12 protein-coding genes and 1 other RNA gene are annotated in these 12,980 nt (G+C 60.6%); 4 read left to right on the top strand and 9 right to left on the bottom strand.

What is annotated here, in order from left to right:
- Position 1: 1 nt before the first annotated feature.
- The 9 genes from mraY to rsmI all read right to left on the bottom strand — a co-directional run bounded on the left by mraY (position 2) and on the right by rsmI (position 9,052).
- Complete coding sequence (gene mraY / locus JFT58_RS27960) at positions 2 to 1,084, bottom strand: phospho-N-acetylmuramoyl-pentapeptide-transferase (RefSeq protein WP_003188670.1); 1,083 nt, start codon at positions 1,082 to 1,084, stop codon at positions 2 to 4.
- Positions 1,084 to 2,454 (bottom strand): UDP-N-acetylmuramoyl-tripeptide--D-alanyl-D-alanine ligase, encoded by a 1,371-nt coding sequence (locus JFT58_RS27955; protein ID WP_054898898.1) that lies wholly within the window; start codon positions 2,452 to 2,454, stop codon positions 1,084 to 1,086. Before JFT58_RS27955 ends, mraY begins: the two co-directional genes overlap by 1 nt.
- Positions 2,447 to 3,910 (bottom strand): UDP-N-acetylmuramoyl-L-alanyl-D-glutamate--2,6-diaminopimelate ligase, encoded by a 1,464-nt coding sequence (locus JFT58_RS27950; protein ID WP_054898899.1) that lies wholly within the window; start codon positions 3,908 to 3,910, stop codon positions 2,447 to 2,449. Before JFT58_RS27950 ends, JFT58_RS27955 begins: the two co-directional genes overlap by 8 nt.
- Positions 3,910 to 5,652 carry a peptidoglycan D,D-transpeptidase FtsI family protein gene (locus JFT58_RS27945; RefSeq protein ID WP_019816949.1) on the bottom strand — a complete coding sequence of 581 codons (1,743 nt, stop codon included), beginning with the start codon at positions 5,650 to 5,652 and terminating at the stop codon, positions 3,910 to 3,912. Before JFT58_RS27945 ends, JFT58_RS27950 begins: the two co-directional genes overlap by 1 nt.
- Positions 5,652 to 5,945, bottom strand: coding sequence for a cell division protein FtsL (gene ftsL / locus JFT58_RS27940; RefSeq protein ID WP_003188663.1), 294 nt, complete (start codon positions 5,943 to 5,945; stop codon positions 5,652 to 5,654). The genes JFT58_RS27945 and ftsL overlap by 1 nt, the downstream gene beginning before the upstream one ends.
- Complete coding sequence (gene rsmH / locus JFT58_RS27935; RefSeq protein ID WP_054898900.1) at positions 5,942 to 6,889, bottom strand: 16S rRNA (cytosine(1402)-N(4))-methyltransferase RsmH; 948 nt, start codon at positions 6,887 to 6,889, stop codon at positions 5,942 to 5,944. The genes ftsL and rsmH overlap by 4 nt, the downstream gene beginning before the upstream one ends.
- Positions 6,886 to 7,341: a division/cell wall cluster transcriptional repressor MraZ gene (gene mraZ, locus JFT58_RS27930; RefSeq protein WP_004371993.1), complete on the bottom strand. Its 456-nt coding sequence runs from the start codon at positions 7,339 to 7,341 to the stop codon at positions 6,886 to 6,888. The genes rsmH and mraZ overlap by 4 nt, the downstream gene beginning before the upstream one ends.
- Before the next feature lie 355 nt (positions 7,342 to 7,696).
- Positions 7,697 to 8,050, bottom strand: an RNA gene (gene rnpB / locus JFT58_RS27925) — RNase P RNA component class A.
- 96 nt (positions 8,051 to 8,146) lie between these two features.
- A complete protein-coding gene (gene rsmI, locus JFT58_RS27920) occupies positions 8,147 to 9,052 on the bottom strand; it encodes a 16S rRNA (cytidine(1402)-2'-O)-methyltransferase (protein WP_087149550.1) in 906 nt (301 codons plus the stop codon).
- 176 nt (positions 9,053 to 9,228) lie between these two features.
- Here rsmI and JFT58_RS27915 point away from each other — a divergent pair, with 176 nt between their 5' ends.
- The 4 genes from JFT58_RS27915 to JFT58_RS27900 all read left to right on the top strand — a co-directional run bounded on the left by JFT58_RS27915 (position 9,229) and on the right by JFT58_RS27900 (position 12,676).
- Positions 9,229 to 11,040, top strand: a complete 1,812-nt coding sequence (locus JFT58_RS27915; protein WP_054919296.1) for a penicillin-binding protein activator — start codon at positions 9,229 to 9,231, stop codon at positions 11,038 to 11,040.
- On the top strand, positions 11,040 to 11,411 hold the full coding sequence (locus JFT58_RS27910; RefSeq protein WP_054898902.1) for a YraN family protein: 372 nt from the start codon (positions 11,040 to 11,042) through the stop codon (positions 11,409 to 11,411). The genes JFT58_RS27915 and JFT58_RS27910 overlap by 1 nt, the downstream gene beginning before the upstream one ends.
- A 93-nt stretch (positions 11,412 to 11,504) precedes the next feature.
- Complete coding sequence (locus JFT58_RS27905) at positions 11,505 to 12,098, top strand: phosphoheptose isomerase (RefSeq protein ID WP_007904374.1); 594 nt, start codon at positions 11,505 to 11,507, stop codon at positions 12,096 to 12,098.
- A complete protein-coding gene (locus JFT58_RS27900) occupies positions 12,095 to 12,676 on the top strand; it encodes a BON domain-containing protein (protein WP_003188655.1) in 582 nt (193 codons plus the stop codon). The genes JFT58_RS27905 and JFT58_RS27900 overlap by 4 nt, the downstream gene beginning before the upstream one ends.
- Positions 12,677 to 12,980: the final 304 nt, after the last annotated feature.

Here is a 12,980-nt window from a genome sequence, read left to right as displayed (position 1 = left end):
TCTACCTCAGTTTCAGGGTGGCAAGGCCGACCAGTACCAGAATCACGGTGATGATCCAGAAGCGGACAATCACGCGTGGCTCAGGCCAGCCCTTGAGTTCAAAGTGGTGGTGAATCGGCGCCATGCGGAACACGCGACGCCCGGTCAACTTGAAGGACGCCACCTGGATGACCACCGACAGGGTTTCCATCACGAACACACCGCCCATGATGAACAGCACGATTTCCTGGCGAACGATCACCGCGATGGTGCCCAAGGCTGCGCCCAGCGCCAGTGCGCCGACGTCGCCCATGAAGACTTGTGCCGGGTAGGTGTTGAACCACAGGAACCCCAGGCCGGCACCGATCAAGGCGCCGCAGAACACGATCAACTCACCGGCGCCCGGCACATAAGGAATCAGCAGGTATTCAGCGAATTTCACGTTACCCGAGAGGTAGCAGAAGATGCCGAGCGCACCGCCCACCATCACCGTCGGCATGATCGCCAGGCCGTCGAGGCCGTCGGTCAGGTTCACCGCGTTGCTGGAGCCGACGATCACGAAATAGGTCAGCACTACGAAGCCGACACCCAGAGGAATGCTCACATCCTTTAGCATCGGGATGATCAAGGTGGTTTCCACGGCACTCGGCGCGGTGGTGTACAGGAAGATCGCCGCAGCGAGGCCGAACACCGACTGCCAGAAATACTTCCAGCGGCTTGGCAGCCCCTTGGAGTTTTTCTCGATCACTTTGCGGTAGTCATCCACCCAGCCGATGGCACCGAACAGCAGGGTCACCAGCAACACCACCCACACGTAGCGGTTATGCAGGTCGGCCCAGAGCAAGGTGCTGACGCCAATGGACGACAGGATCAGCGCACCGCCCATGGTCGGCGTGCCGGACTTGGACAGGTGCGACTGCGGGCCGTCGTTACGAACCGATTGACCAATTTGCAGGTTCTGCAGGGTGCGGATCATCCACGGCCCCAGGAACAGTGACAAAGACAGCGCGGTCAGCACACCCAGGATCCCGCGCAGGGTCAGGTACTGGAAGACCGCGAAGCCTTTGTGGAACTGTTGCAGATACTCAGCCAGCAGCAGCAGCATTAATGTTTCTCCGTACTTGAGCCACACAAGGCTGCGACGACGTTTTCCATCACCGCGCTGCGCGATCCCTTGATCAAAATGGTTGTGTGTTTGTCATGTTCAGCCGCCGTCAACGCCTGGATCAGCTCGGCCTGGCTCGCGAAATGCCGTGCGCCAGGGCCGAAAGCGTTGACCGCATGGGCCATGTTTGTGCCAACGGCGTAGAGCGCGTCCACTTTGCCGGCGGCATAGGCGCCGACTTCACGGTGGCCCTGTTCAGCCCAATCGCCCAATTCGCCGATATCGCCCAGCACCAGCACCTTGCGCCCATCGAAGCCTTTGAGCAGGTCCACAGCGGCATTGATGGAGGACGGGTTGGCGTTGTAAGTGTCATCAATCACGCGCATGCCGTTGCCAGCCAGTTGCGCCACGGTGCGGCCCTTGACCGGCTGCACCGCGCCCAGACCGGTGGCAATACCGAACAGCGACACGCCCAGGGCATGGGCGGCAGCGGCGGCGGCCAAGGCGTTGGCGACGTTGTGGTTACCCAGCAGGTTCAACTGCACGTGCTCATCACCTTGCGGGGTGTGCAAAGTGAAGGACGGGCAGCCACGGGCATCGACATTGATGTTGGAGGCGTGGAAATCGGCTGCGGCATTCAGCACTGCAAACGTCAGGACCTTGCGACCGGCGGCGCGTACACGCCAGGTCTCGAAGGCCTTGTCATCCAGGTTAAGTACCGCAGTGCCCGAAGCGTCGAGCCCCTCAAGGATTTCGCCCTTGGCTTCGACGATTTTTTCCGGGCCGCCGAACTCACCGACGTGGGCGGTACCGGCGTTGTTGATGATCGCCACGTGAGGCTGGGTCAGCGCCACGGTGTAGGCGATTTCGCCGATGCGCGAAGCCCCCAGTTCGATCACTGCCGCCGTGTGTTCCGGGGCCAGTTCGAGCAGGGTCAGCGGTGCGCCGAAATCATTGTTCAGGTTGCCACGGGTCGCGAGTACCGGCCCGCGCGTGCGCAAGACGCCAGCAAGCAGTTCCTTGACCGTGGTCTTGCCGCTGGAACCGGTAATGGCCGCCACCGGCTTATCAAAAGCAGCACGGTTAAGCGCACCCAGTTGGCCCAGGGCCAGGCGGGTGTCGGCTACCAGCAATTGCGGCAAGGCAGAATCGGCCACTTCACGCTGCACCAAGGCACCGACGGCACCTTTGGCGGCAACGTCGTTGAGGTAGTCGTGACCATCGAAACGCGGGCCGGCCAGGGCGACAAACAGCTGCCCCGGCTGGATGTTACGACTGTCGATACTGACGCCGGTGAATGTGCAGTCGCTCGACAGCACACGGGCCGACAGGGCCTGGGCCAGTTCGCTGAACGTCATCGCCTTAAGCATGGGCGACCTCCCAGGCGGTCAGGGCGTGATCCGCCTCGACCAGATCGGAGAAGGCATGGCGCTCACCGTTGATTTCCTGATAGTCCTCGTGGCCTTTACCCGCGAGCACCACTACGTCGTCCGCGCCGGCACCGGCGATCAACTGGGCAATGGCGGCGCCGCGACCAGCCACAAAAGTGACGTTGGAGGCGTCTTTGAAACCGACACGGATGTCGTCGAAAATCTGGCTCGGGTCTTCGCTGCGCGGGTTATCGTCGGTGACGAGTACGCCATCGGCCAAGCGCTCGACAATTTCGGCCATCAACGGGCGCTTGCCGCGATCGCGATCACCGCCGCAACCGAACAGGCAAAGCAGTTTGCCTTTGGCATGTGGGCGCAGCGCTTCGAGGACTTTTTCCAGGGCGTCCGGAGTATGGGCGTAATCGACCACCACCAGCGGTTGTGTACCGCCACCCAGGCGCTGCATGCGACCAGCCGGGCCTTCCAGCTTTGGCAGTACGCGCAGAATTTCATCCAGGGCATAGTCCAGGCCCAGCAGTGCACCGATAGCGGCGAGCACGTTGCTCAGGTTGAACCGCCCGAGCAAGGTGCTGCGCAAGTGGTGCTCGCCCTGCGGCGTCACCAATGTGGCGCGCACGCCTTCATCATTGAATTGGGCTTCGCGGCAATACAGGTAGGCACTGGCATCTTGCAGGCTATAGCTGATCAGGCGCGCGTCGCTCCCTTCGCCCGCCAGTTGGCGGCCGAATGCGTCGTCGAGGTTGACCACCCGGCACTTCAGGTCATTCCAGGCAAACAGCTTGGCCTTGGCGGCGGCGTACGCCTCCATGGTGCCGTGGTAGTCGAGGTGATCGCGGGACAGGTTGGTCATCACGGCCACGTCAAAAGCCAGTGCGGTGACACGCCCTTGGTCCAGGCCATGGGAAGACACTTCCATGGCTACCGCCTTGGCGCCGGCCTTTTTCAGGTCGGCCAGGGTCGCTTGTACGGCAATCGGGTTTGGCGTGGTGTGCAGGCCGCTTTGCAGCGCGCCATAGAAACCGGTGCCCAGAGTGCCGACGATGCCGCAGTGCTGACCCAGCAGGTCCAAAGCCTGGGCAACCAATTGGGTCACGCTGGTCTTGCCGTTGGTGCCAGTCACGCCCACCAGGTTAAGTTGGCGGCTCGGGTCACCGTAGAAACGCCCGGCAATGTCGGACAACTGCGCTGCCAGGCCCTTGACCGGAATCAACGGCACATCGGTGATCGGCAGCACGGTGGCGCCTTCCACTTCATAGGCGACCGCAGCCGCACCGCGTTGCAGGGCATCGGCGATATGCGCACGGCCATCGAGCTTGCCGCCAGGTACCGCCAGGAACAGGTCACCGGCGCGTACATTACGGCTATCCAGCGTCAGCTCACGAATAAGCAGATCGTGGCCGGCATGGGCAAAAATCTTGTTCAGGCTAAGAGACATCAGCCGCGCCCTCCATTGGCTTTGACAGCGGCAGCCGGTGGACCAGCGTTGGCTTGTTGCGTTGGCGGCAGGTTGTCCGGCGTGATATTCATCAAGCGCAGGGTGCCGGACATCACTTTGCTGAACACCGGCGCCGAAACCAGGCCACCGAAGTAGCCGGCTTTACTAGGCTCGTCGATGACCACGACGATGGCATAGCGTGGGTCGCTCATCGGGCCGAAGCCGGCGAACAACGAACGGTAGGAGTTTTCGGCATAGCCCTTGGTGCCCACCGAGGTCTTACGCGCCGTACCGGACTTGCCAGCAACGTGGTACGCCGGCACCTGGGCGCGGAATACGCCACGCGGTGCCTCGATCACTTGTTGCAGCATGCCTTGCATAGTCTTGGCGACGTTTTCCGGGATCACTTGGGTGGCTTTTGGCGCTTCGTCGACGTGGATCAGGCTCAGCGGAACCATACGGCCGTTATTGGCCAATACCGAGAACGCGTGGGCCAACTGGATGGCGGTCACCGACAGGCCGTAGCCATAGGAAAGCGTGGCAGTCTCGGCTTTTCTCCACTCGCGGTAGTTCGGCAGGTTACCGACCCGCTCGCCCGGGAAGTCGAGGCCGGTGGGTTGCCCCAGGCCGATCTTTTGCGCCAGGTGATAGATGGTCTCGCCGCCGATATCGAAAGCAACCTTGCTCATGCCGACGTTACTGGAGTTGATCAGGATGCCGGTCAGGTCCAGCACTGGCCCCTCGGTGCGGGACACGTCACGAATGGTGTACTTGCCCAACTGCAAGGTGCCTGGGTAAACCTCGACCTTGTCGCTGGGTTTCCAGCGGCCGGTTTCCAGGGCAGCGCTCATGGAGATGGCTTTCATGGTGGAACCAGGTTCGAACACGTCGATCATCGCGCGGTTACGCATCATCGCCGGCTGCAGGTTGCGGCGGTTGTTCGGGTTGTAGGTGGGCTGGTTGACCATGGCGAGGATCTCGCCGGTTTTCACATCCATGATCACCAGGCTGCCGGCCTTGGCGCCGTTCTCGATGATCGCGTTACGCAGTTCGCGGTTGGCCAGGTATTGCAGACGCAAATCGATCGACAACGCCAGAGGCTTGCCGGCCTTGGCGTTCTTGGTGACCTGGACGTCCTTGATCAGCCTGCCGCGCCGATCCTTGATGACCTGACGCTTGCCCGGAACCCCGGCCAGCCATTCGTCATAGGCCAGTTCGACCCCTTCGCGGCCGTGGTCATCGATGTCGGTGAAACCCACCATGTGCGCGGTGGTTTCACCGGCCGGGTAGAAACGCCGAAATTCCTCGATGCCGTAGACGCCGGGAATTTTGAGATCGAGCACTTGCTGGCCTTGCTCAGGGGTAAGCCCACGAACCAGGTAGATGAATTCTTTATTGGCCTGGGCTTCCAGGCGTTCGGTCAGGGCCTTGCGGTCCTGCCCGAGGGCAGCGGCCAGTTCAGGCCACTTGTCCTTGGCAACTTGCAGCTCTTTGGCGTTGGCCCACAGGGTGGTCACCGGGGTACTGACGGCCAGAGGCTCGCCGTTACGGTCGGTGATCAGGCCACGGTGTGCAGGAATCGGGATGTGCCGCAGGCTGCGAGCGTCACCCTGGCCGATCAGGAAGTCGCGGTCGACGACCTGAAGGTCGAAGATGCGCCAGACGATCGCGCCCACCATCAATGCCAGCAAGCCAAGCATCAAGCGAAAGCGCCATGGGTAGAGTGCCCCTTCGAGTTTCATCATGGCGCCACCATGCGAACTTCAGCCGCGCCTGGGATGTGCATCTTCAACTGTTCGGTAGCCAGCACTTCGATACGGCTGTGGGCCGTCCAGGTGCTTTGCTCAAGAATCAACCGGCCCCATTCTGCCTGGGCTTTGTCGCGCACGCTCAATTCCCCGTAAAGGGTATTGAGCAACTGACGGTTCCAGTGGGCGCTGTAGGACACCGCTATCGCGGACACCAGCACGCCGACAAACAGCAGCAACATAAAGAAGCTGCCGCCCGGGAGGGGCTTGGCGAAAAGCTTGCTCACCGCAATTTCTCCGCAACACGCATGACGGCGCTACGGGAACGTGGGTTGGCCTTGAGTTCGGCTTCGGAAGCGAACTGCGCTTTGCCATGGATTTTGATTTTCGGCACGAAGGCTTCGAAACGCACCGGCAGGTTACGCGGCAGGTTATCGGACTCGCCCTTTACCAGACGACGCATGAAGAGTTTGACGATGCGGTCTTCCAGGGAGTGGAAGCTGATCACCACCAGGCGACCGCCCACTTCCAAAGCATCCAGAGCGGCTTCGAGGCCGGCTTCCAGATCGCCCAATTCGTTATTGACGTGAATGCGCAACCCTTGGAATGCGCGGGTGGCCGGGTTCTTGCCCTTTTCCCAGGCAGGGTTGGCGACCTTCAGCACTTCGGCCAGGTCAGCGGTGCGTTCGAACGGCTGGATTTCGCGGCGCTCGACCACGGCACGCGCCATTCGACCGGCGAAGCGCTCTTCACCGTATTCCTTGAACACACGGGCGATTTCTTCTACCGGCGCGGTGGCGATGAATTGTGCGGCACTGACCCCACGAGTGGGGTCCATACGCATATCGAGGGGGCCGTCGTTCATGAAGCTGAAGCCGCGCTCCGGGTCGTCGAGCTGTGGCGAAGACACGCCCAGGTCGAGCAGAACCCCGGCCACCTTGCCCGCCATACCGCGCTCGCCGACTTCGGCGCCCAGCTCGGCAAAGCTGCGCTGCACAACGACAAAGCGGCCGTCTTCGGCCGCTAGCGCTTGCCCGGTGGCAATCGCTTGAGGGTCTTTGTCGAACCCGAGGAGTTTGCCGTCGGACCCGAGCTGGCTGAGTATCAACCGGCTATGCCCGCCCCTGCCGAATGTGCCATCGACATAGCAGCCATCGGCACGTACGGCGAGAGCCTCAACGGCTTCGTCAAGCAGTACGGTGATGTGGTTAAAGCCGCTATCAATAGTCACAGGATCAAATCACGCAGTTCATCAGGCATGGCGCCCGGTTGTTGAATAGCAGCCAGGTCCGCTGCAGACACAGCATCCCAGGCATCTTCGTCCCACAATTGGAACTTGTTCAGCTGGCCTACCAGCATTGCGCGCTTGTCGAGCCTGGCGTACTCGCGCAGTCGCGGCGGCACCAGGAAACGACCGCTGCCATCGAGCTCAAGGTCGACGGCATTACCGATCAGCAAACGCTGGAGGCGGCGGTTTTCTTCACGCAATGAAGGCAGCGCGCGCAACTTGGTTTCAATCAACTCCCACTCATCGAGAGGGTAAACACATAAACAGGGGTCAACGGCGTCAATCGTGATGATTAACTGCCCTGAACTTCGCGAAATGAGCTCGTCACGATACCGGCTCGGCATGGCGAGACGGCCTTTTGCATCGAGACTGATAGCGTTAGCTCCGCGAAACACAGATGCGTTTCTCCAAATTTTAGCGTTTTACGTTCAAAAAACCCACTTTGTGCCACTTTCCGCCACTTGCGCACACTATAGGAATGCGCCCACCACACCGTCAAGGCGCGTATTCAAGGAAAAGCCTTACAGAACGGAGATTTAGGAGTGCAAAAGGAGGAGAAACGAGAGTTTGGCGATGTTTTTGACTCAACAACGGCAAATGGCTCAGAGAGCTAGAGGCTAAAGTTAAAGTAATTTATTAAGAGTAAGATTTTTTTGGTATTACGAAGATGCATCTGCCAATGATTTGGCAGGGAGGGATTCTTGCGTTACTACCGGGTTTGCGCACGAGATTCGAACGCAAGGAAAAAAGGTGGAGAGTCGATCTGTAAGCCGGGTTCTGTCTTGAACAGTCATTCGTCTACGATGGCCATCACTGGACATCTTTAGCAACCTACCCGGTCCCAGCGCGGGCCACGCCTTGGGACCCTATTTGGTCTTGCTCCAAGTGGGGTTTACCTAGCCACGAACTGTTGCCAGTCGTGCGGTGCGCTCTTACCGCACCTTTTCACCCTTACCGGCACCGAAGTGCTTAGGCGGTTATTTTCTGTGGCACTTTCCGTAGGCTCACGCCTCCCAGGCATTACCTGGCACTTCGCCCTATGGAGCCCGGACTTTCCTCCCCCCCCTAATTTTCATAGAGGGCAGCGACTGTCCAATCGACTCTCCGCCGCGCAGGTTAACGGCACGGCGGCTTGAGGACAAGTATTAAAAGTGCGGCATTGCCATCACGTTCAGACGAAATACAGATTTGCCCCAGGAACTATTCGGCCTTCTGCTTATCGAGCGCGACCTGATACAACACGTTCTTGCGCACGCCGGTAATTTCCGCTGCCAGGGCGGCGGCGCGCTTGAGTGGCATTTCCTTGAGCAACAAATCGAGGACGCGCATGGCCTCGCTGCCCACCGCATCTTCATTCTCCGGCGCGGTCCAGCCTGCTACCAGCACCACGCATTCTCCACGTTGTTGATTGCTGTCGCCCTCGACAAACGCTCGCAGCTCCTCCAGCGGCAACCCCTTGAGGGTTTCGAAGGTCTTGGTCAACTCTCGGGCCAGCAAGGCCAGGCGCTCACCGCCGAACACCAGCTCCATGTCTTGCAGGCATTCAAGGATACGATGCGGAGCCTCATAGAAGATCAAGGTGCGCGGTTCTTCTTTAAGTGCCTGCAGACGCGCCCGACGCCCTACAGCCTTGGCGGGCAGGAAGCCTTCGAAGATAAAGCGGTCCGAGGGCAACCCGGCGGCCGATAATGCAGCAATCAGCGCGCAGGCTCCCGGAACAGGCACTACATTGATACCTGCGGCACGGGCCTGGCGGACCAAGTGGTAACCAGGATCGGAAATCAGGGGCGTGCCCGCGTCGGAAATCAGCGCGACGTCATCACCCGCCAAAAGACGTGTGATAAAGCGGCTACCCTCTTCACGTTCGTTGTGTTCGTGGCAGGCCGCTAATGGCGTGCTGATACCAAAATGCTGCATCAACCGTTGGGAGTGCCGCGTGTCTTCTGCCGCGATCAATTTCACCTCGCGCAACACTTTCAGCGCCCGGGCACTGATGTCGTCCAGGTTGCCAATGGGCGTCGCCACCACAAAAAGCGAGCCAGCAGTGGAATTCAAAAGACCTGGAGCAGTCAAAGCGCACACCTCGATGGTTGGCAAAAGCCACATTGTAGCGCGTAGACGCCTTGAAAATATGCCATCACGGCCGATGCCGTTTCAGCCACCATTAGCTAAACACAACATTTGCACGACCTAAATCCACGGTTTAACGCCATGAACATCGCGCCTGGGCCAGTGCTTGGGTACACTTCCACGCTAATTTGATCGGTATCAGGAACACTTACATGATCGCTTGCCTGCGGCTGCTCTCCGCCCTCTGCCTCGCTGCCTTGCTGGCTGCTTGCGCCAGTTCGCCCTCCTCCAGTCTTGGCGAACTGCCACGCACGCCCGATGCCAGTATCGAGCAACTGCTCGAACAGGCGACGAACGCCAAGACGCCAGAAAAAGCCGCGTTGCTGCGCCTGAGCGCGGCGGACCTGGCTTACCAGCAGAACAACCCCGGCCGCTCCTCGCAGATCCTTGCGCAAGTGCCCCTGGACGCCCTGAAGCCAGCCGCGCAAGTATTTGCCAGCACCCTGGCCGCAGAACTGGCCATGGGGCGCAACCAGCCCAAGGCGGCTTTGGCAGCGCTGAACCACCCCAGCCTGCAAAGCCTGAAGGAACTGCCGACCGACCAGCAGATCCGCACCGGTACCGTACATGCACGTGCCTATGAAGCCGATGGGCAGACCCTCGCCGCCGCTCGCGAGCGGGTGTCCATGGCGCCCCTGCTGACGGGTGAGGCTGCCAACAGCAACCACGAGGCCATCTGGGTATTGATTGCCGCGTTGCCAGCCGAACAGCTGCAAGCCACTGGCAACCCGACACTCGATGGCTGGATCACCCTGGCCCAGGCGGTCAAGGGCGCCGGTACGCTGGAGCAACAACAAGCCGCCATCGACACCTGGCGCGCACAGAACCCGGGCCACCCGGCTGCAGTGCAACTGCCAGCGCCGCTGACCAAGCTCAAGGAACTGGCCAGCCAGCCCCTGAACAAGATCGCCCTGCTGCTGCCGCAGGAAGGGCCGCTGGCGGCTGTGGGCAAAGCGCTGCGCGAAGGCTTCATGGCGGCTCACTACCAGGCTGAACAAGCCGGGCAGAAGCCACCGGTCATCGAGTTCTATGACAGCTCGCGCCTGGGCTCCCTCGACGACTTCTACGCCAAGGCCCAGGCCGCCGGCGTGCAATTGGTGGTCGGCCCGCTGGAAAAACCGCTGGTCAAGCAACTCAGCGCACGCCCGCAGCTGCCGATCACCACCCTCGCCCTGAACTACAGCGAGACCGATCAAGGCCCGGCGCAGTTGTTCCAGTTCGGCCTGGCCGCTGAAGACGAAGCCCGCGAAGTGTCGCGCCGTGCACGTGCCGACGGCCTGCACCGTGCCGCCGCCATGGTGCCCCGTGGCGAATGGGGCGAGCGCGTCTACAAAGCGTTCCGCCAGGATTGGGAAGCCAATGGCGGCACTGTCATGGGCGTTGAATATGTCGATCAGCCTGTTGCCCTGGCCCAGCAGATCGCCGATCTGTTCCAACTGCGCAAGAGCGAAGGCCGCGCCAAGAGCCTGCAAAGCACAGTAGGCACCGACGTAGCCGCCCAGCCTTCGCGTCGCCAGGACATCGAGTTCATCTTCCTGGCTGTCACGCCACAACTGGCCCAGCAGATCAAGCCGACCCTGAACTTCCAATACGCCGGCGATGTGCCGGTGTACGCAACCTCCCACGTGTTCAGTGCCAGCGGTGACCGTAACCAGTACCTGGACATGACCAACGTGATGTTCTGCGAAACCCCCTGGTTGCTCAACACCACCGACCCACTGCGCAACCAGGTTGCGGCGCAATGGCCGCAAGCCAATGGCAGCCTGGGCCGCCTCTACGCAATGGGCGTCGATGCCTACCGCCTGGCACCACGCCTGGGCCAGCTCAAGGCACTGCCTGACACCCGTGTCGACGGCCTCTCGGGCAACCTGGGCATCAGCGCCAACCAGCGCGTGGACCGCCAGATGCCGTGGGCGAAGTTCGTCGGCGGCGAAATACAGCGCCTGCCCGATACCCCACGCTGATGCCCCAGCGGTCCAGCGCACAAAGCGGCAAGGATGCCGAACTGCATGCGCTCGATTACCTGCAACAACAGGGTCTGCGCCTTCTGGCGCAGAACTGGTTATGTAAACGCGGCGAGCTTGATCTGGTCATGCTTGACGGCGATACAGTAGTATTCGTCGAAGTCCGCTACAGAAAACACGCACAATGGGGTGGCGCGCTCGCCAGTATCGACGAGCGCAAGCGTCAAAAGTTGATACTCGCTGCGCAGTTTTTCCTGCAAAAAGAGCATCACTGGGCTGACCGCCCCTGCCGTTTCGATGTGGTTGCCATGGAAAGCACCCCGTCAGGCACAGCTGATCTGACCTGGCTTAAAAATGCCTTCGACAGCTGATTCGCCGGGCACCCTCACCACTCACTTTTGCTCTTTGCATTGCGGGCTGCACATTACCTGTGCCAAACAGCCGCGCTACTTAAGGTCACACAGATGGACATGCAATCCCGAATTCGCCAGCTTTTCCAGGCCAGCATCGACACCAAGCAACAGGCGATGGACGTACTTGCACCGCACATCGAGCAAGCCAGTCAGGTCATGGTCAATGCCTTGCTCAACGAAGGCAAAATGCTTTCGTGCGGCAACGGTGGTTCGGCCGGCGATGCCCAGCATTTTTCCTCCGAGCTGCTCAACCGTTTCGAACGCGAGCGCCCGAGCCTGCCGGCCATTGCATTGACCACCGACTCGTCGACGATCACTTCGATCGCCAACGACTACAGCTACAACGAAATCTTCTCCAAGCAGATCCGCGCCCTAGGCCAGCCGGGCGATGTATTGCTGGCGATTTCCACCAGCGGCAACTCGGCGAATATTATTCAAGCGATCCAGGCCGCACATGATCGCGAAATGATTGTCGTAGCCTTGACCGGTCGCGACGGCGGCGGCATGGCTTCGCTGCTGCTGCCCGAGGACGTGGAGATTCGCGTCCCGGCCAATGTCACTGCACGTATCCAAGAAGTTCATCTGCTGGCGATCCACTGCCTGTGCGATCTGATCGACAGCCAACTGTTCGGGAGTGAAGAATGACCGTTAATCGCCTCAGTCTTTTGGCCATTACGCTGTGCGTCGCCATCAGCGGCTGCAGCTCGGCTATCACCGCTACACGGGACACCCCTATTCAGGACGACCGGGGCACACGCACCTTCGGCAGCACCATTGATGATTCGCTGATCGAAACCAAGGTCAAGGTCAACGTCGCCAAGGCTGCTACCGACCTGGGCAACGGTGCCTCGCGCATCGTGGTGACCAGCTTCAACGGCGTGGTCCTGCTGGCAGGCCAAACACCCCGCGCCGATCTCAAGGCCCAGGCCGAGCAAGCCGCTGCCGGCGTGCAACGCGTCAAGAAGGTCCACAACGAACTGCAGGTCATGGACCCGATCACTCTGCTGGCCATCAGCAACGATGCCTTGCTGACCACCAAGATCAAGGCCCAGATGCTGACCGACAGTGCAGTGCCAGGCTCGCGAATCAAGATCGTCACCGATAACGGCATCGTCTACATGATGGGCCTGCTGACCCAGGCAGAAGCCACCCGCGCCGCCAACCTGGTGCAAGGTGTGTCGGGCGTACAGAAGATCGTCAAGGTATTCGAATACATCGACTGATGTAGATCGAAGCTGCCTGATCGCTCCCACGCTCTGCGTGGGAACGCATCCCGTGACGCTCCGCGTCACCGCACAAGCTTCAGCTTTTGCGCCAAGAGTGGGACGCGGAGCGTCCGAGCGGGCATTCCCACGCAGAGCGTGGGAACGATCAAAAAAGGGCGCCGTGCATTGACTGCACGGCGCCCTTTTTAGTGCCCAGGGTTTACTGGTATTGCTGGTACGGATTGCCCTGGAACTGGTTGTTCTGCTGTGGTGCCTGCTGCTGACCAGGCTGGCCGTATTGCTGGCCAGGGATCGGGCCGAG

The sequence above is a fragment of the Pseudomonas sp. MF6767 genome (genome assembly GCF_016405475.1).
GTDB classification, from domain to species: domain Bacteria; phylum Pseudomonadota; class Gammaproteobacteria; order Pseudomonadales; family Pseudomonadaceae; genus Aquipseudomonas; species Aquipseudomonas paracarnis.
The sequence above is the reverse complement of the archived record's forward strand: the minus strand, read 5'-3'. Positions and strand labels throughout refer to the sequence as shown.

Excerpts from the sequence above, each read along its gene's own strand:
- JFT58_RS27905 (WP_007904374.1), top strand. The coding sequence starts at position 11,505 with ATGGACATGCAATCCCGAATTCGCCAGCTTTTCCAGGCCAGCATCGAC.
- JFT58_RS27945 (WP_019816949.1), bottom strand. The coding sequence starts at position 5,652 with ATGAAACTCGAAGGGGCACTCTACCCATGGCGCTTTCGCTTGATGCTT.
- rsmI (WP_087149550.1), bottom strand. The coding sequence starts at position 9,052 with ATGTGGCTTTTGCCAACCATCGAGGTGTGCGCTTTGACTGCTCCAGGT.
- JFT58_RS27950 (WP_054898899.1), bottom strand. The coding sequence starts at position 3,910 with ATGTCTCTTAGCCTGAACAAGATTTTTGCCCATGCCGGCCACGATCTG.
- JFT58_RS27910 (WP_054898902.1), top strand. The coding sequence starts at position 11,040 with ATGCCCCAGCGGTCCAGCGCACAAAGCGGCAAGGATGCCGAACTGCAT.
- mraY (WP_003188670.1), bottom strand. The coding sequence starts at position 1,084 with ATGCTGCTGCTGCTGGCTGAGTATCTGCAACAGTTCCACAAAGGCTTC.
- JFT58_RS27955 (WP_054898898.1), bottom strand. The coding sequence starts at position 2,454 with ATGCTTAAGGCGATGACGTTCAGCGAACTGGCCCAGGCCCTGTCGGCC.
- JFT58_RS27915 (WP_054919296.1), top strand. The coding sequence starts at position 9,229 with ATGATCGCTTGCCTGCGGCTGCTCTCCGCCCTCTGCCTCGCTGCCTTG.
- JFT58_RS27900 (WP_003188655.1), top strand. The coding sequence starts at position 12,095 with ATGACCGTTAATCGCCTCAGTCTTTTGGCCATTACGCTGTGCGTCGCC.